This is a genomic window from Cytobacillus sp. EB106-05-05-XG126, from assembly GCF_058791715.1.
Map to the genome: position 1 here is coordinate 115,889 of NZ_JBYTDU010000003.1, position 17,644 is coordinate 133,532.

Sequence of the window (17,644 nt, forward strand, 5' to 3'; positions counted from 1 at the left end):
AAAATAAGAGAGATGAGACACCTGCCATAAAAGGCGGGTGTCTCTTTTTTTGAACACATAGACCCAGATATTTTAAAAAAGAGTGAAAAAGGTCACAAAATTTCGCGTTTTCTGTCGATATAATAAAGGAGTATATAAGAGATGGGGAGATCAATGATGTTCGGAAAAGGAAAGTTGAAGCAGCTGGAAGATGAAAAGCGGGAACTGGAAGCAAAACTCCAGGTTGCTGAAGAAGAGTTTCAGCGCAGAGAAAAATATTACCAGACACTTATAAATTCTTTTAATGAAGATTTGACGACTACAGTAAGCCAGCATGAGATGGTCAATGGTCAGCATTATATACTGGGCGACCTGGTTCTGAAAATAAAAGACGGTTTTGAAAATGTAAAAAGACATAGCGAAGCTACTTTTTCAAACAGCCTCACTTTATCAGATAAAGGGGGGAATCTGATTCAATCTGCAAAAGAGATGGTAAAAAGCTCGGAGGAAGGCCGCGGATCCGTCAGCAAGTCTGAGCAGTTGATCAAGCAGCTGGGAGAGCAGCTGGAAGTGAATTCACAGAAAATGGAGGCGCTGAGCAAACGGTCAAAAGAAATCGAGATGATTGTTCAGGTCATTAAAGATATTGCAGACCAAACGAACCTTCTTGCATTGAATGCATCCATCGAAGCGGCACGAGCAGGCGAGCAGGGTAAAGGATTTGCAGTCGTGGCGGATGAAGTCCGGAAACTGGCCGAAAGCACAGCGACAAGCACCGCGAATATCAGTTCCCTGACGAAAAATATTCAGGACGATATTGAAGCAACATTGAATTCAACAGTAGCAAGCACCGAATTAATTAAAGATGGCATGTCCCTGAGCGGCCAAACAACCAGCAAAATTGATTCGATTACGAACCTGATCCATACAGTTGAATCCGAAGTTGGTGAAGTGATTGAAATGATAAACATTCAGAAGGGGTATTCCCAGGAGGTGGCCGATGAGATTGCGGATACAAAATCTGTTTTTGACCAAGTGAACGAACTGATCCAGAGGCATATTGACGATGCCAGGGTGGTTGACGAGAAACTGGAAGGCGCCATCTCGCAGGTTAAAGCTGTAAATTACTAAAAGGGGTAAAACTATGAAAAAGAAAAGACAGAAACAAAAAGGGTCGCTGTTCTCATTTACGATTAGAAAAAAATTATTGCTTTCATTTATTATTATTCTATTAATTCCTTCTATTTCAATCGGATACATATCTTATCAGAAGGCACATGATGAGATAAAGAATCAAATTACCATGAGTGCAGATGAAAATGTTAAAATTCTTGATCAATTTATTATGAACTTTATTAAACCTAAGATGGAGGATACAAATTATTTTTCCAAGCGGATCAAAAAAGATTTCTATACAGAGGAAGAATTAGATAAAACAACAAATGCTTTTAGCCAGTATAAAGAGCTCCATCCGGAGGCAGTGGCTATTTATGCAGGCTCTGAAAATGGCGATTTGGTTATCTACCCCCGTGCAGATCTGCCAGCTGACTTTGATGCCACCACACGCCCCTGGTATCAGGGAGCAATGGAGGCAAAAGGAAAAGCCTTCATTACAGAGCCATATGTTGATGCTGTAAGTGGAAATATCCTCATCACTGTAGCCCAAAAGCTTGGCGACAGCTCAGGTGTTATTGGGATTGACTTAAGTCTCTCTGCTCTTAGCGAGCTATCCAATAATATTAAAATTGGAAAAGAGGGCTATCCTGCCATTTTAAGCGCGGAGGGAAGCTTTTTAGTACATCCGCTGGAGAAGCCGGGCACCCAGGCAGAAGGCAGCTGGCTGCCGGAAGTCCTGGAAAAGGAAAAGGGACAGGTTGAGTACACGCTTGAAGGCGTAGAGAAAGAAATGCACTTCACCACCAATGGGCTGACAGGCATGAAGGTAATCGGCACGATGAACCTGGGAGAAGTGACGTCAGCTGTCCAGCCTATCTTAGTGTCGACAATCATATTTATTGCCATCTTCGTCCTTGTGGGTGCACTTGTTTCTTACATTATTGTCCGTTCGATAACGCGCCCGCTCAATCAGCTCATCGCCGCAACCGATAAAGTCAGCGAAGGGGATCTGACCCAGAAGTTTATTGTCAAGAACAACGATGAAATCAGCAAACTGGGTGTCAGTTTTAATAAGATGGTCCTATCGCTGCAGCAGCTGATCAACCAGGTGAGCGAAAAAGCGGTCCACCTGGCATCCTCATCGGAACAGCTGACAGCAAGCTCTGAGCAGAACAACATGGCAACAGAGCAGGTGGCCAATTCCATCCAGGAAGTAGCTTCGGCAACTGAGCAGCAGACAGAAAAGGTGAAAGAAAGCACCTCTGTCGTCAAAGAAATGTCCGGCCGCATTCAGCAAATTATGAGTAACACCAATGTCGTGGCCAAAACGGCCAATGAGACAAATGAAGTTGTGGTAAAAGGAAATGAAGCCATCGACCTTTCAACAAACCAGATGAAAAATATTAATGTAACAGTCTCTGAACTGGGTTCAATTGTCGATACTTTAGGGAAGCGTTCGGAGGAAATTGGCCAGATTGTCAATGTTATTTCTGCCATTGCAGACCAGACGAACCTGCTCGCACTAAACGCAGCTATTGAAGCTGCTAGAGCAGGCGAGCACGGAAGAGGCTTTGCCGTTGTAGCCGATGAAGTCCGCAAGCTGGCAGAGCAATCGTCCAAGTCAACCGAAAGCATCCGCGAACTGATCTCAACGATCCAAACGGATACAAACAAAGCCATCTCTTCCATGGAAAAGGGAACAGCTGAAGTGGAAAAAGGAATCGACCTGGTGAACAATGCCGGAGATGCCTTTAGCCACATCCAGCAATTTGCCGACACCGTTTCAGGCCAGATCGCAGAAGTGTCATCATCCATCAGGGACATGGCCGAAGGAGCCGACCAGGTGGTGGAACTCGTCAGCGCAATCGAAGAAATTGCCGCTGTCACGACTGCCGAAAGCCAGGACGTATCAGCTGCTACAGAAGAGCAGCTGGCGTCCATGGAAGAAATTGCGGCATCGGCTGCATCACTTTCAGGGATGGCAGAGGAACTGCTGGATTCTATTAAGAGGTTTAAAGTGGAGTAAATAGGTTGGGCCCGCCAGGATTTGGCGGGTCTGTTTTTATGTGGCCGCGGGTTTGGAATGTGAACGTTGCAAATAGAGAGTGGAAAGTTGCAAATAGATGCTTTAACCTGCAAATAGGGCCAGGAATTCTGCAAATTGAACAGGTTAAGTGCAAATAGTTAGCTCGATTCTGCAAATAGACAAACTGCATAAGAACAGGAAACGGCTCGCTTAGTAGATTTGCAAATAAAGCCGGAGATTCTGCAAATAGAACAGAGTAAGCTGCAAATAGCAGACTGGATTCTGCAAAAAGAAGAACTGCATACTGAACGGGAAACGGCTCGCTTAGTAGATTTGCAAATAGAACCGTGGATTCTGCAAATAGAACGGAGTAAGCTGCAAATAGTAAGCTGGATTCTGCAAAAAGAAGAACTGGATACTGAACAGGAAACGGCACCCATATCAGATGTGCAAATAGAACCGTGGATTCTGCAAATAGAACAGAGTAAGCTGCAAATAGCAGGCTGAATTCTGCAAATAGAACTATAAAATTGCAAATAGCAAGCTGATTCCTGCAAATAGACGAGCAGCAAAAGATCCGGGAACAGTATACGATTATCAACTGGCAAATAGAGTCATAGATTCTGCAAATAGAACCGGAGATTCTGCAAATAGACGCAGGCTTCCTGCAAATAGAGATCACTCCTCCCAAATAAAAAAAGCTGCAAAAGCGCATCCAAACGCTTTCGCAGCTCTGTTTAAGGAAAATAGATATCAAGACGATTCTTATCTCTCCGCATAATATAGTAATTTTGAAAATCCTCGCCTATCAACATATTCCGATATTTCTTCGAATTGATGGTTACGATCCGTTTTTTATTTTTGATAAAGTAAATCGTTCCGTGATGAACATAAATCTCATTAAAACTAATCCCATCCCGATCGATAAGTTCCTCTTCATAATAGTAATTTAAAATAACATGCCGGTTCTTATAATCACACAAAATGGTCAGGTCCCTCACTTGTTTTTCCATACCCTCAAAACATACCCCCCGCATCCGCATTGATCGATAAATTGAGAGTCCACTTTATTTCCGAAGAATATGAGCAGTGCTTCAGTTAGGTAGTTATCGGGATTTCCTAATTCAGCTGGTGTAACTATATTGACATAATACCCTTTAGCTGTCTGGCTTACTGCCGCCATCGCATCGTTGATCAGAAGCTCCACATCACTAGTGTAATTACCATGCTCAAGTGAAATAGACCAGTTCTTTTCCATATTAGCACCTCAATTCAGCTTAATTATAAATTAACTTGTTGGAAAAAATTGTGAGGTGTATCACTGTTCAAGTGTTTTTTCGTAGATACGGTGTCTTTTATTTCTTTTAAAAGAAAGGTTCATCCTGGAGAGTATTCTTGAAGCAGTATAGGGGGATGGGATATGGGTGAATGAGCGGAATTCCGAGTTGGTAATTGACGGCTTAATAAGCCGGAAGTAGTCTTGGACTGCAGCCTCATGGGCTAAGGGAGAGGAGAATAAACACATTGGACAGTGCCATTTCCCCCAATGGAATATCATCGGAAGGGAAGTGCATTTAGGACAGCTGACACCAGTCAGAATTTCTTCAGCTGAGACATTGAATTGCTCGAGAATCTCGGATTGTACCGGGGTATGTTTTTTTAACAAAGTCCGGCATAGCTTCCGAATCTCCTTAGAATCAGTTTTTTCCTGAGGGTACTTATTTTCAATGCCATTCATTTTGGATAAAAGGTGATGAGAGTGTAATACTTTCTTAGATATTTGCAGCGGATCTGTCTCTGCCTTAATTATGGTGGAAGGATGGCTGATTACAACTAAAAAATCAAGAGGAATGCGAGGAAACCCATTAAGATCAAGCCAGTTTCTAAACTGGTTCGTCTGATGCCGGGCTTGTGAAATGGGGTCTGGAAATCCTTCTTCTTTGTCGTTTTGGATGCGGATGACCTGCTGGAAATGAGGGTTGAAAATCAAGGTGCCTGTCCAATTTTTAACTTCCAATATGAGTGCAAAATTTGCCGTGAGCAGCAATGCATCGATTTGAAAAAATTGCGATCCGTTTGATAACCGCAAATCATGAAATATCCAATACTTTTTAGGTTCCAGAAAGCTTAAGTAATAAAATAATCTTTCTTCTCCCTTAAATCCCGCGCTTCTCTTTTTATATTCTGAGATCACTTTCTCACGTGAGGGGTGCTGTTCGGGGATTCTTCTTACCAACGCTTCAAGCTGGAGGTTTATTTCGGGGACTTTCAGACTTTTACTAATCAAGTATAGCTCTCCTTTCTGTGTTTACTTAGTTATTTTCGATATAAATGTCTATATACCTCTTTTTAGATGGGAGTCTATTTGCAAGTTTTCGTGCTCTATTTGCAGATTCTCCACCTCTATTAGCCGCGGGCACTTCCACGGTTTCTCTATTTGCAGGAAGCAGGTAGCTATTTGCAATTTTCCCGTATTATTTGCGCAAAATCCCCTTCTATTTGCAAAATCACTCATCTATTTGCAACCTTCCCCACTCTATTTGCAAAGTTCACAATCGACAAATTTCGGGTAGTGCCTATCACCAAGGGGCGAGGGGACAAAAGTTATTCAATGGAAACCCGGATAGATCCCAATCCAGTTAAAGACTGGATGAAGTGCCTTTTACAATAGCTGCAAAATCAGCATTTTAATTGCCCACGCATATACTAAGATATATATATTTCCATAGCTTATTTCATTGAAGAAGCCTCCAGATGCTTTGGTCGGAATCATTGTCATAAAATGGAGTTGAAAAAATGAGCAAATTAGAAGAGTTTATTAAAAATGAAGGCCATGTTTTTCCCGGCAAGACGTATGCAGAAGAACTGCTAATGCCCGTTTTTAATGATCAGCGTGACTATCTGTTCCATGTCATGTTCGATATCCACCGGGCACATGTGATCATGCTGGCAGAACAGGGAATCATTCCGGAAGAAGAAGCAAGAACCATGCTGGAAGGTATTAATAAAGTGGCAATGTCAGACACCGGCTCATTATCCTATCAGCCACAATTTGAAGATCTCTTCTTTATGATGGAAGCGAAAATAGGAGAAGAGATCGGTGATGAACTGGCCGGAAAAATCCATATTGCCCGGAGCCGGAATGATATGGGGATCGCTATGTACAGGCTGGTCCTGAGAGAACACCTGCTTCAGCTTTTGGGCAGTGCCTATCAGCTTAGTGAGGCATTGCTTGAGCAGGCGGATGAGCATAAAGTGACCTATATGACCGGGTATACCCATACACAGCCGGCCCAGCCGACCACTTTGGGACATTATCTGCTTGCTGTATATGATGTCCTTCAAAGGGATATCAACCGGCTGTGGGCTGCCTATAAAACCGTAAACAAATCCCCGCTCGGCGCAGCGGCCCTTACAACGACCGGCTTCCCGATTTGCAGGGAACGCACGCGCGAACTGCTGGGATTTGAGGAACTTATCGAGAATTCATACGACTCGATTGCGGGAGCCGATTACCTGCTGGAGACGTCCTCTGCCCTGATGACCTGCATGGTGAATACCGGCCGGTGGATTCAGGATTTCCTTCAGCATGTAACAAGGGAGTTTGGCACCTTCCAGGTAGCGGATCCTTACGTACAGGTGAGCAGCATTATGCCGCAAAAGCGGAACCCGGTTTCTATTGAACATTCCAGGTCCATTGCCAGCAGTGCTTACGGTGAAGCATATGCAGCCATGAACATGGTCCATAACACACCATTCGGCGATATCGTCGATACTGAGGATGATCTGCAGCCCCATCTGTATCGCGCCTTTAATAATGCGAATCGGGTATTAAAGCTGATGTATGCCGTGATTGCCACTTTAAAGGTCAATAAAGATCATGCGAAAGAAATGGCCAAAAAGTCGTGCATCACGATCACAGAACTGGCTGACACCCTGGCAAGAGACTACAGCATCCCATTTCGGAAAGCCCACTCGATTGCCTGCTATATTTCGAAACAAACCGTGAAAGAACAGAAAGAGCTATGCGACTGGAAAGTGGAGGATGTAAATCAAGTTATTCAGGGATATGTTCCGGTTTCCCTGTCAGAGGAAGAGTGGAAGAAAATCATTTCTCCTGAATACTTTGTTCAAATCCGCAGCCTCCAGGGAGGACCGAATCCGGATGAGGTCTCGAGAATGATCAAGGATCGGAATGAAACCCTCACAGGGGATCTGCTCAGCTATGAAGGGGCTGTAAGAGGGCTTAAGGAGAAGCGGGAGAATCTGATTAACTTTAAAATTTAATTTTAAAAGTGGACCTTGCAGGGTTCGCTTTTTTTATATTTAATGGAAAAATATAACTCTATTAATTTTTACCATAAATACTATAATATACATAGAAAATATACAAATGGAGGAAATGATGGTTAAAAAAGTATTATTTATTGTTTTATCTACTAGTTTACTTTTTGGTGCAAGCGCATATGCTCATAGTGGCCGGACAGATTCTAATGGCGGACATAATTGCAGTCCAAAATCACAGGCAAAGGGGTTATGTTCGGGATATCACTACCATAATGGAGGCAGCTCTTCCTCTGGAAGTTCAACATCGACAACCAGTAAGCCGGCGGCCAGCAGCGACAAGGACTGTTCTGAATTTGCCACATATGATGAAGTCGTAGAATATTGGAATTCAAAGGGGTACTCTGCAACTTATGACCCGGAGAAATTAGATGGTTGGGGCAACGGCCAAGTAGATGATGGAATTCCTTGTGAAGCTCCGGGTAATTACGATAAAACAAAAATCAACAATAGTCCAGAACAGGTCCAATTTAAACAAGAACAAGCTGATACAAAGAGTGGAGAAGAAAATGGATATATCCAAGGACTAAAGGATGGGTATGAAGATTCAGATGCTGACGATTCCACTTCCGAGGGCTCAAATGCATACACATCAGGCTATTCTTCTGGCTATAACAAAGGTTATGAAGAAGGAAAGAAAAAGATAGAAGCTGAAAAAATAAAGGCTCTAAATGAAGGGAATGCTCAAGGGAAGAAACAAGATGAAATTGCAATTCCTGAAAGTTATTTAAAGCACCCTGGCCTAAAAGCCTCTTTTGAAAGTGGTTTTAATCAGGCTTTACAAGAACGAATCGAGATTATGAAAAAAGAATACCAAGACTTAGGTTACAAAGATGGTAAAAAGGATTCTCATTCACCACCTGAAAATGTTAATAGCCTCTTCATAAAGGTATATCAAGAAGGTTACGAAAAGGCGCAGAATGAATTGAAACAAGAGTATTATGATATGGGGTATCAGGCGGCCTTTACAATGTTGAAATACAAAGATCCTAATCTAAATAATGCCAAACTTATTCAGTGGTACAAAGATGGATTTGACTCGAATGAAGAAATAATTGAGATCCAAAAGTCTGCCAATTCTTTAGGAGAAAATGGTGAAAAGTATTTTATTCCGTCCAAGTATGAAAAGGCTGAAGTAATCTATAAACATTACTATAAAAAAGGTTATAAGCAATATGAAGAGGAACAAAAACAAAATCAGGCTACAGCAGCTGGAGGGGCAGGAGTTATTGCTCTTAGTTGGTTAGGGAGAAGACTTTATGTTGCGAGGAAAATGATCCGTTAAGGGGGATAGGAATGGGAATATACCAAAACATCTGTTATAAAGTTGAAGATTTATTAGTTAAAGCTATAGCAAAAAAATTGAATCCTGCTGAGGTAAAAGCAAAAGTAAACAATTATAGAAATGAAAAAGAAAGGGCACGAATCCAAAGGAAAGAAGCTAGAGTTCCAAGAACAACAAAGAACGCCTAAACATAAAATAACGCTTAGGGATGCTGTCCCAAGCGTTATTTTTATTAAGCTAAAGTCTTCTTCTATGCAGCAGTTTTTTGCCATCATCATCACAGTATTAAATTCACCTGTCCATATGAATTAATTTTATCCTCGAAGAATGGAATTCTGTCGATAACAAAAAAATATCGCCTAACTGTCTTTGGTTTGGACTCATGCTCCCCCTCCGTTACTGCTTCTATCTGCTCTTATAATACTTTTACATATCGGCAACTCGTTTGATAATTACGACAAAAAACTACAGCATTCGCTAACACGAACATAGTAAAATATGCTTAGACTAAAAGTAGGAGGTTAAAATGAACACAATTTATAAGAGAGTAGAAACAGAGGGTGACTTTGAGGAATTTTATCAAATTCTTATTCCTTCATGGTTGGAACAAAATTACATTTTGGAATGTCCCCTAGGTAATGTATGCAGATACCTTGTTTATAATCACAACCATATTCCAGTAGGAACCGCCGAAGTTATACCTTATGGGCATTCTGGAGCATCCTCAGATATAGACACATATTTTCCTTTCAAAGACCAAGAGATAATACAGGAAAATATATCATCAATCGCTGAGATAGATTGCATATCCATACATCCTGAACACAGAAAAGATAAAAACTTAGATAGGCTAGTATATACCATGGCCGAACACACAAGAAAAAGCAAGATTAAATACCTTATAGGTATAATGAACCCGATGTTATATGTGGCTCTTAGAAACACATATAATATTCCAATTAAAAAATTCGGCAAAAAAATAACTAGATCTAATTTGGGTAATCCTTTATACCCGATTATCATAGATGCTGAATATGTATACACCCATATAAAAGAATACACTTGGTTATACCAACTTTACGAATTAGATAGGAACTTAGCACGAGATGCTACATATAGAATATTGGTTTAGCACAATTAGAGGGGGGGGGAGTGAAATGAAAAAAGTTCCCTGATTGTACTCAGCCTAGGATTAATATTCGCTGTTGTTTATTTATTTGCTTCACGTAATGCAGAACCTGCTATACCTTTAAAATTTAATTTTTAAAGCAGACCTTGCGGGGTTCGCTTTTTTTAAGCTTTTATTTCTTGAAAAGTATAATATGATAAGAATTAAAGGGGTGAGTGAGATGAAAAAAAGTTTACTCGCTGTACTCAGCTTAGGATTAATATTCGCTGTTGTTTATTTATTTGCTTCACGTACTGCAGAACCTGCAAAGCCGGTTATCCCTGCTGTTTCCCTGGAAAAGAGCATCTGCGAAAAAGTATCAGAGCAATTTGGCGAAGCCTGCCAGCGGATTCTTTTGTTTGACCCCCATTCACGCTTGGTTTTTGCGGAAACCAACTCGGGAATTATCCCTGTTTTGACCAATCAGGAGTTTGCAGAGTTTAAGAAGTTCATCTATCCGATGATGGATTTCCAGGAGTTCAGCGAGGAAAAAACAGATAGGGGACCTATTGACTGGCGGGCAGATAAAAAGTCTGAGAAGGGTTTTTCCATCATATATGGATTTGCGGAGGATCATGCGAAGACCATCATAATTAACAGTGAAGGCAATATCCAGCCAACCCGCTTTTTGGTTCGGGATAACCTGTGGGTTTGGTATGCTGTTTTCGAGAAAGATGAAATTAAACTGCCGGTTGAGGTTACAGTTTATGATGCAGAAGGCCACATTGTTAAGGGAAATGAATAAGTATAACCCCCGCTTCCTATTCTATTAGGAAGTTTTTTTATTCCTTGAGTCCAGTCTTTGCAAAAACCCCCTTACATAATTCGGACTTCATTTTGTGTAATACAGGAGTATAATACGTAGTAAGCAGACAATTCGATGAATTTAGAGTCTGACTTTTGCAAACTTACTATTTTAGAATCAGGTAAAGGAGGGAGCGCTCCCGATGATTCTTGACCAGCGCTGCATGGCGATTTTGACGAAAATGGTCCATGCGCCTACACATGTTTCTCCGCAGGAGCTGATGGAAGAATTACAGATTTCCAAGCGGACTGTTTATTATGATGTTGACAAAATTAATAGCTGGCTAAAAGACCAGGGTTTAGATGAATTGCAGTATGTTCGTGCTGCTGGATTTTTTCTCGATGAAGAAGAAAAGCAGCAGATTAAACAGCGGCTGCATTCGTTTGATAAAGCTGGCAGTTATGAGTTTTCGCGCAAAGAAAGAATGGCCTGGACTGCCATCCTTATCCTGACCCGTGAGAAAACCATTTATCTTCAGGACCTGATGGATAAGCTGGGTGTCAGCAGGAGTACGCTTCTGGCAGATATCAAGGAATTAAAAAAGCAGCTAAGCCAGTTCCAGGTTCAGTTGAATTTCCATAAACCTTCAGGCTACTTTATTGCCGGCGAAGAGCAGGATAAGAGGAAAATGCTGATACACTTCCTATCACAGGTCTTAACCAATCGCGGCTGGAATGATCTATTATCTGAAGTCCAGTTAACCATCCAGGACACGCCTGGACTGTCACCTGAAATGTTTCAGCGTACTGATTTAGAGACGATTTATGAGATTCTGAATGAAAGTGAATCTTTTTCTGGCGTTCATTACACAGATGAAGTGATGGAGACGCTAAGCGCCCATATATTTATGCTCATCAAAAGGTTTAACCAGGAAAAATACATCAAGATGGATCCTGTTGAAAAACAGGTCATTAAAGAAACAAAAGAGTACACCGCTGCTCAATTTATTTGCCGGAAAATTGAAAGCGGTTTCCATATTGAGGTTCCCGATGATGAAGCCTGCTATCTTGCAACCTACCTGTTGGGTGCAAAAATAAGCGACTATGATACACATGAGCTGGAAAACCAGGACCTTGATATCCTCAAATCAATGGCTGTAAGAATGGTCGATGATTTTCAAAAGTATGCGTGCGTATTTTTTCAAAATCGGAAGGAACTTGAACGAAATTTACTGATTCATTTAAAACCGGCTTATTTCCGAATCAAATATGGGATCGAATTGGAGAATCCATTATCTAAATCTGTACAGGAGTCTTATCAGGACCTGTATATTCTAACCAAAAAAGTGGTTCATCATTTTGAATACGTGCTTGGCAAAAAAGTATCGGATGATGAAGCGGCCTATATTGCGATGCATTTTGGAGGCTGGATTGATAAAGAAGGCGTAAGGGTGGAAGCCCGCAAAAAAGCGGCTGTGGTGTGTGCCAGCGGAATCGGCACGTCCCGAATCCTGCAGAAGCAAATTGAAGATCTCATGCCGTTTGTGGATGTGGCACATGTATACACTGTCCGTGAATATGAGAAAGCGTCCCTGGCTGATTTGGATTTTGTCATTTCGACCACGCCAGTATCCCGGAAAAAGGTACCGGTGTTTATTGTAAATCCGATTCTTAACCCGTCTGAGAAGGAATCCCTGCTTAAGCAGGTTCAGGCATCAGAAAAAAGGCCGAAATCTGAAAACATAGACGCATTGATGAACATTATCCGGAAGCATGCAGATATCAAAGACGAAAGCATGCTGATCCAGGAATTGAAAGTTTACTATCAATCAAATAAAGAAGCAAAAAGTGAGGTGGATCAAAAGCCAATGTTAAATGAAGTTCTCACCGCCGATAAAATTCAATTTGCAGATTCTGCTGCAAGCTGGCAGGAAGCACTGCAAATGGCGTCACAGCCGCTATTGGCTGATCAATCCATCAGCCAGAATTACATTGATGCCATGATTGAAAATGTGAAAGAAATGGGGCCGTATATCGTCATCGCACCTGGAATTGCCCTTCCTCATGCCCGCCCTGAAGCTGGTGTGAACAAGCTGGGAATGAGCTTTCTGCAATTAAAGGAGAGCTGTGCTTTTTCGGAAAAGCCGGAACATCAGGTTAGATTATTCTTTGTGCTGGCAGCCATCGATAATGAAACCCATTTAAAAGCATTATCCCAGCTGTCCAAAATGCTGTCTGACAGCGATAACCTTGAAAAGCTCCAGAATGCTGATACAGCAGCTGACGTATTGGAAATTATTAATCAATATTCACAAGACTAAGGAGGAAATAAACATGAAAAAAATTCTTGTAGTATGCGGAAATGGACTTGGAAGCAGCTTTATCGTAGAAATGAACGTAAAAACAGTTTTAAGCCAGATGGGAGTGGAAGCAGATGTTTCACATACCGATTTAACAACGGCTAAATCCGAAAAAGCGGACATCTACCTGGGATCTAAAGACCTGATTTCCACTTTGGATGACGGAACAAGAACGATCATTGGTTTGACAAACATCCTTGATCAAAATGAACTAAAAGCGGCATTGGAATCACATTTATCCTAATAGAGAAAAAAAGAGCAGGCGGAAAAATCCGCCCGCTGAAAAATAAAAAGAACAAATACAGTATAACCTGAAAACTAGTTAGATTAAAGAGAGATACAGAGGATTTAAAAAGGAGGGGTTAACATGTTTGATTTCATCATGAATGATATATTGGGCACACCCGCCATCCTGGTTGGCTTATTCGCCTTGTTTGGCTTGCTTCTGCAGAAGAAAGGTATTGCCGATGTCATATCAGGCACACTTAAAACGATCATGGGCTTTCTCATCCTGAATGGAGGAGCAAGCATCTTAATAGGCTCACTTGATATTTTCGGAAAAATGTTTGAAAAGGCCTTCCATATCCAGGGTGTCATTCCGAACAACGAGGCCATCGTTGCGATCGCCCAGCAGACATTTGGGAAAGAAACAGCAATGATCATGCTTTTCGGGATGGTCATGAACATTATCATTGCCCGTTTCACACCGTTTAAATATATTTTCCTTACAGGACATCATACTTTATTCATGGCCTGCCTGATCTCAGCTGTATTTGCAACCGGCGGAGTGACAGGGCTTCCGCTGATCATTATCGGGTCTATTATTCTGGGATTATTAATGGTATTCATGCCTGCGCTTGTCCAGCCATATGTACGCGAAATCACTGGCAATGACAGTATAGCTGTCGGCCACTTCGGATCTTTCGGCTACTTTGTTTCCGGCTTTATCGGGAAGCGTGTAGGGGATAAATCCAAATCGACGGAGGATATCAAAGTGCCAAAATCACTTGGATTCCTGCGTGATACATCTGTTGCGATGTCTCTGACAATGACGATTCTCTTCCTGGTTGTGGCGCCGATTGCCGGAAAAGGATATGTGGAATCTGAATTGAGCGGCGGAGTGAACTTCCTTGTATTCTCGCTCATGCAGGCGATTACGTTTGCAGCTGGTGTATATGTGGTCCTTGCCGGTGTGCGGATGCTTATTGCAGAGATCGTGCCAGCTTTTAAAGGAATCGCTGATAAAGTGGTAAAAGATGCAAAGCCTGCCCTTGATTGTCCGGCAGTGTTCCCTTTTGCGCCGAATGCAGTTATTATCGGATTCTTATTCAGCTTCGTAGCTGGATTGCTTTCCATGTTCCTGCTTCCATTATTCGGATTGAAAATTATCGTGCCAGGTCTGATTCCGCACTTCTTCACAGGTGCGGCGGCAGGGGTATTCGGTAATGCGACTGGAGGCAGGCGGGGAGCGATGATCGGTTCTTTTGCCAACGGTCTATTAATCTCATTCCTTCCGGCCTTATTGCTGCCGGTTCTTGGATCACTTGGATTTGAAGGAACTACCTTTGGAGACTCGGACTTTGGGGTTGTGGGGATACTCTTGAGCTTCCTTATTAAACTATTTTCTTAATCTAGTTATTATTGGGACTTCACTTTGATGTGGAGTCCTCTTTTTGTTTTTCCAAAAAATTTGGGCAGGCCTATCTCGGGCGACACTGTCCGTACTATATTATATGTTTTATTAAATTCAAGAAGTGTTGTGTTGCTTTTCCCTTTTGCAAACTTTCTTCTCTTCACCCTTTAATGCGTTGCCGCAACACCTAATAAGGTATTGCAACATTTATCTACTAAATATATAGTTAGAATATTACAAAAAGTAGGAAATATCATGAACTGGAAAAATACAAAATTACTGTGAATGCCAGTGCAACTGGATTTATTATGGCAAAAGCTGTCGCAGAACGGCTGGGTAGCTTTCAGGAATAGATTAAATCCAAAGTTAAGCAAATTCAGGTTAATAGGTCAGGTACACCAGAGGATATCGCACAGGCCGCAAGCTTTTTTGCTAGTCCGGCATCCTCATTTATAAGCGGTCAGGTCTTAGATGTTACCGGTGGCCCAAAAGCATAGGAGGTTAAGAGATGAAGCATTGGAAAATTGCCCTGATCCCCGGGGATGGAATCGGTCCTGAGGTTGTGGCAGAAGGAGTAAAAGTGTTAAAAAAAATGGAGGAGCTGGATCCCGGTCTATCCTTTTCGTTTACGGAGTTCCCATGGGGCTGCGAGTATTATTTGGATAATGGAAAAATGATGGCTGATGATGGGATTGACCAATTAAAAGAATTTGATGCGATCTATTTAGGGGCAGTAGGCTACCCGGGTGTACCGGACCATATTTCACTGTGGGACCTGCTTCTGAAGATCCGGAAGGAATTTGATCAGTATGTAAACATTCGTCCTATTAAACTTCTGCACCCGGAGCTGACACCGCTTAAAAACAAAGGGGAAAAAGAGATCGACTTTTTGGTGATACGGGAGAATAGCGAGGGGGAATACGCAGGAGCAGGAGATTGGCTATTCAAAGGAAAGCCTGAGGAAGTGGTCCTGCAGACCGGTGTGTTTTCAAGGAAAGGAACAGAACGCATTATTCGCTACGCATATGAAGAAGCCCGCAAACAGAAAAAGACCTTAACAAGCATCAGTAAAGCAAATGCGCTGAATTATTCCATGGTGTTCTGGGATGAGGTATTTATTGAAGTGGGGAAAGAATATCCGGATGTCAAAACTTACTCCTATTTGGTGGATGCTGCAAGCCTCTACTTTGTTCTGCAGCCGGAAAGATTTGAGATTGTCGTTACCTCCAATTTATTCGGGGATATTCTAACCGATCTGGGAGCTGCGATTACAGGTGGACTCGGGCTGGCTGCGGGAGCGAATATCAATCCTGAAAGGGAGTTTCCATCCATGTTCGAGCCTATTCATGGATCCGCACCGGACATAGCCGGGAAAGGTCTTGCCAACCCTCTTGCTGCCATCTGGTCCGTCAGCCAGATGATGGATCATTTTGGAGAACCGGCTTGGGGAAGCGCCATCCTGAAAACGATGAAAGAACTGCTTCATCATAAGAGTGCACTAACTCCGGATCTTGGCGGGAAAGCTTCAACTGATCAGCTTGGCAATGAATTTATGAATCTTTTAAGCAGTCATGCTCCAGCTAAGGTTAAAAGTCCTTCCAGTGGAGTTAAATAATAGAGAGAAGGGTTCCTATGATACGGTTTTCTCTCGTATTAAGTATGTGTTTTCTTTATATTCTTGAGGCATTTATGCCCAATATGTACATTAGCCTCATTTTTAAAATGGCAGCTGCAGCTGTATTTTTCACCATGATGCCTTTATTGGATAGGAAGGGCAGGATATTTACACTGGGACTATTCACTGCGGGGATTTTCATTCATTATGCAGTCGGAGACAGGGGCATGCTGCTGATCGAGGGCATCACTCAGAATATGGCACTGCTGGCCATTCTCATCCTGGCTCCGCTTCTGTCCATTCCTTTAAGAAGAGAAGGGATCATCGACACAGTAATAACGTATTTAAATGAGCTGAAAAACAGCCCCGCCCATACTTTTTATGGCATTACCTCATTTATGCTGACTCTGGCTCCCATTTTGAACATGGGGGCCTTAAGGATTGTACACGGCTTTGTCGAAAACATCAAAATTCCGTCCAAGTTATTATCAAGGTCTTACTATGCAGGATTTACCCCGGCTGTTATTTGGTCACCATTTTTTGCTTCAGTAGGAATTGTGTTGTTTTATTTAGATATCACGTATCTTTCTTATGTAGCTTTTGGTGTGTTTTTTGCGGTTTTGCAGATGGCAGTAGGGATGATTCTGTTCCGTCCTGCTGGAGCTGTGGAGACGGCTGCTGCAATGGAGAGAGAAGCGGAAATTTCAGTGCCTGAAAAAGGCAGAAGAAGGGATTTATACACTCTGGCGGGCTTTGTTTTTGGCCTGGTGTTCCTGCTGATAGTCATGGAGCAGGTTACCCAAAAATCGATGCTATTGCTGGTAAGCATGGTCTGTTGCATTGTGCCGGCAGGCTGGATGATTCTGAGGAATCAAAAGAAGGCTGTAAAAGAAGAGATTTCACTATATAAGAGTAAAATACTGGCACAGAAGATGGAGATTTGCCTGTTTTTAAGCGCGGGCCTTTTTGGCAACGCTGTATCACACACACCTGTAAAACAGCTGCTGGAATGGTCCATGCATTGGTCAGCTCAGCAGTCTATCGGGATTTTATTCTCCTTCATCATCCTTTTTGTAACGTTTATGGCCTTTCTGGGAGTCCATCAAATAATAGTCATTCCGCTGATCCTAACCTCGCTGAACTTTGCGGAAATGCCTGATATTACGGTAGTCAGTGTGGCATTTATGTGCATATTCACCTGGATGCTTTCTTCTTCCATTTCACCTCTTAACGCCATGAATATCATCATCAGCCAATGTGTTCAAAAAAACGGGCTGACCGTTGCATTCAGATGGAATGGGGCATACTTTCTCTCTGTTACGGCGATGGCCTTTTTGTATGTTTATATAATGAATTGGCTTTAGCAGCGGTGTG

General features: G+C 42.2%; 17 protein-coding genes. 14 read left to right on the forward strand and 3 right to left on the reverse strand.

The window, feature by feature from the left end; all coding sequences use genetic code 11:
• The first annotated feature begins 141 nt into the window (after nucleotides 1–141).
• From AC3WTL_RS13640 to AC3WTL_RS13650, 3 genes are all read left to right on the forward strand, one after another.
• Nucleotides 142–1,110 (forward strand): methyl-accepting chemotaxis protein, encoded by a 969-nt coding sequence (locus AC3WTL_RS13640; RefSeq protein ID WP_492369543.1) that lies wholly within the window; start codon nucleotides 142–144, stop codon nucleotides 1,108–1,110.
• Between the two features lie 13 nt (nucleotides 1,111–1,123).
• A complete protein-coding gene (locus AC3WTL_RS13645; RefSeq protein ID WP_492369544.1) occupies nucleotides 1,124–3,121 on the forward strand; it encodes a methyl-accepting chemotaxis protein in 1,998 nt (665 codons plus the stop codon).
• 219 nt (nucleotides 3,122–3,340) lie between these two features.
• Nucleotides 3,341–3,628: a hypothetical protein gene (locus AC3WTL_RS13650; protein WP_492369545.1), complete on the forward strand. Its 288-nt coding sequence runs from the start codon at nucleotides 3,341–3,343 to the stop codon at nucleotides 3,626–3,628.
• Nucleotides 3,629–3,858: 230 nt separating this feature from the next.
• On the opposite strand, the gene AC3WTL_RS13655 is transcribed toward AC3WTL_RS13650, so the two are convergent.
• From AC3WTL_RS13655 to AC3WTL_RS13665, 3 genes are read right to left on the reverse strand one after another with little or no spacing between them, the layout of a single operon-like run.
• Entirely contained in the window at nucleotides 3,859–4,134 is a 276-nt protein-coding gene (locus tag AC3WTL_RS13655; protein ID WP_252220191.1) for a hypothetical protein, read from the reverse strand.
• On the reverse strand, nucleotides 4,119–4,379 hold the full coding sequence (locus AC3WTL_RS13660) for a CGCGG family putative rSAM-modified RiPP protein (RefSeq protein ID WP_492369546.1): 261 nt from the start codon (nucleotides 4,377–4,379) through the stop codon (nucleotides 4,119–4,121). Before AC3WTL_RS13660 ends, AC3WTL_RS13655 begins: the two co-directional genes overlap by 16 nt.
• 60 nt (nucleotides 4,380–4,439) lie before the next feature.
• Nucleotides 4,440–5,408, reverse strand: coding sequence for a nuclease-related domain-containing protein (locus tag AC3WTL_RS13665; RefSeq protein ID WP_492369547.1), 969 nt, complete (start codon nucleotides 5,406–5,408; stop codon nucleotides 4,440–4,442).
• A gap of 509 nt (nucleotides 5,409–5,917) precedes the next feature.
• Between AC3WTL_RS13665 and argH the strand changes: the two genes are divergently transcribed.
• From argH to AC3WTL_RS13720, 11 genes are all read left to right on the forward strand, one after another.
• Complete coding sequence (gene argH, locus AC3WTL_RS13670) at nucleotides 5,918–7,408, forward strand: argininosuccinate lyase (protein WP_248349857.1); 1,491 nt, start codon at nucleotides 5,918–5,920, stop codon at nucleotides 7,406–7,408.
• Between the two features lie 115 nt (nucleotides 7,409–7,523).
• Nucleotides 7,524–8,750 carry a YHYH domain-containing protein gene (locus tag AC3WTL_RS13675; protein WP_492369548.1) on the forward strand — a complete coding sequence of 409 codons (1,227 nt, stop codon included), beginning with the start codon at nucleotides 7,524–7,526 and terminating at the stop codon, nucleotides 8,748–8,750.
• A gap of 11 nt (nucleotides 8,751–8,761) precedes the next feature.
• Complete coding sequence (locus AC3WTL_RS13680) at nucleotides 8,762–8,938, forward strand: hypothetical protein (RefSeq protein WP_492369549.1); 177 nt, start codon at nucleotides 8,762–8,764, stop codon at nucleotides 8,936–8,938.
• Between the two features lie 338 nt (nucleotides 8,939–9,276).
• Nucleotides 9,277–9,882, forward strand: a complete 606-nt coding sequence (locus AC3WTL_RS13685) for a hypothetical protein (protein ID WP_248349851.1) — start codon at nucleotides 9,277–9,279, stop codon at nucleotides 9,880–9,882.
• A gap of 217 nt (nucleotides 9,883–10,099) precedes the next feature.
• Complete coding sequence (locus AC3WTL_RS13690) at nucleotides 10,100–10,663, forward strand: hypothetical protein (RefSeq protein ID WP_492369550.1); 564 nt, start codon at nucleotides 10,100–10,102, stop codon at nucleotides 10,661–10,663.
• A gap of 202 nt (nucleotides 10,664–10,865) precedes the next feature.
• Nucleotides 10,866–12,983: a BglG family transcription antiterminator gene (locus AC3WTL_RS13695; protein ID WP_492369551.1), complete on the forward strand. Its 2,118-nt coding sequence runs from the start codon at nucleotides 10,866–10,868 to the stop codon at nucleotides 12,981–12,983.
• Nucleotides 12,984–12,996: 13 nt separating this feature from the next.
• On the forward strand, nucleotides 12,997–13,266 hold the full coding sequence (locus AC3WTL_RS13700; protein ID WP_197246648.1) for a PTS sugar transporter subunit IIB: 270 nt from the start codon (nucleotides 12,997–12,999) through the stop codon (nucleotides 13,264–13,266).
• Nucleotides 13,267–13,389: 123 nt separating this feature from the next.
• On the forward strand, nucleotides 13,390–14,652 hold the full coding sequence (gene ulaA / locus AC3WTL_RS13705) for a PTS ascorbate transporter subunit IIC (RefSeq protein WP_048009154.1): 1,263 nt from the start codon (nucleotides 13,390–13,392) through the stop codon (nucleotides 14,650–14,652).
• A 377-nt stretch (nucleotides 14,653–15,029) separates the two neighbouring features.
• Nucleotides 15,030–15,152 carry an SDR family oxidoreductase gene (locus AC3WTL_RS13710; protein ID WP_492369653.1) on the forward strand — a complete coding sequence of 41 codons (123 nt, stop codon included), beginning with the start codon at nucleotides 15,030–15,032 and terminating at the stop codon, nucleotides 15,150–15,152.
• An 11-nt stretch (nucleotides 15,153–15,163) separates the two neighbouring features.
• On the forward strand, nucleotides 15,164–16,270 hold the full coding sequence (locus tag AC3WTL_RS13715; RefSeq protein ID WP_492369552.1) for a tartrate dehydrogenase: 1,107 nt from the start codon (nucleotides 15,164–15,166) through the stop codon (nucleotides 16,268–16,270).
• A 17-nt stretch (nucleotides 16,271–16,287) separates the two neighbouring features.
• The gene (locus AC3WTL_RS13720; RefSeq protein ID WP_492369553.1) at nucleotides 16,288–17,634 is read left to right on the forward strand and encodes a hypothetical protein; all 1,347 of its coding nucleotides are present in this window, start codon (nucleotides 16,288–16,290) and stop codon (nucleotides 17,632–17,634) included.
• Nucleotides 17,635–17,644 lie beyond the last annotated feature (10 nt).

Bases quoted from the DNA above. Each gene is read 5' to 3' on its own strand.
- AC3WTL_RS13640 (WP_492369543.1), top strand. From the start codon at position 142: ATGGGGAGATCAATGATGTTCGGAAAAGGAAAGTTGAAGCAGCTGGAA.
- AC3WTL_RS13645 (WP_492369544.1), top strand. From the start codon at position 1,124: ATGAAAAAGAAAAGACAGAAACAAAAAGGGTCGCTGTTCTCATTTACG.
- AC3WTL_RS13655 (WP_252220191.1), bottom strand. From the start codon at position 4,134: ATGGAAAAACAAGTGAGGGACCTGACCATTTTGTGTGATTATAAGAAC.
- AC3WTL_RS13660 (WP_492369546.1), bottom strand. From the start codon at position 4,379: ATGGAAAAGAACTGGTCTATTTCACTTGAGCATGGTAATTACACTAGT.
- argH (WP_248349857.1), top strand. From the start codon at position 5,918: ATGAGCAAATTAGAAGAGTTTATTAAAAATGAAGGCCATGTTTTTCCC.
- AC3WTL_RS13675 (WP_492369548.1), top strand. From the start codon at position 7,524: ATGATGGTTAAAAAAGTATTATTTATTGTTTTATCTACTAGTTTACTT.
- AC3WTL_RS13680 (WP_492369549.1), top strand. From the start codon at position 8,762: ATGGGAATATACCAAAACATCTGTTATAAAGTTGAAGATTTATTAGTT.
- AC3WTL_RS13685 (WP_248349851.1), top strand. From the start codon at position 9,277: ATGAACACAATTTATAAGAGAGTAGAAACAGAGGGTGACTTTGAGGAA.
- AC3WTL_RS13690 (WP_492369550.1), top strand. From the start codon at position 10,100: ATGAAAAAAAGTTTACTCGCTGTACTCAGCTTAGGATTAATATTCGCT.
- AC3WTL_RS13695 (WP_492369551.1), top strand. From the start codon at position 10,866: ATGATTCTTGACCAGCGCTGCATGGCGATTTTGACGAAAATGGTCCAT.
- AC3WTL_RS13700 (WP_197246648.1), top strand. From the start codon at position 12,997: ATGAAAAAAATTCTTGTAGTATGCGGAAATGGACTTGGAAGCAGCTTT.
- ulaA (WP_048009154.1), top strand. From the start codon at position 13,390: ATGTTTGATTTCATCATGAATGATATATTGGGCACACCCGCCATCCTG.
- AC3WTL_RS13715 (WP_492369552.1), top strand. From the start codon at position 15,164: ATGAAGCATTGGAAAATTGCCCTGATCCCCGGGGATGGAATCGGTCCT.
- AC3WTL_RS13720 (WP_492369553.1), top strand. From the start codon at position 16,288: ATGATACGGTTTTCTCTCGTATTAAGTATGTGTTTTCTTTATATTCTT.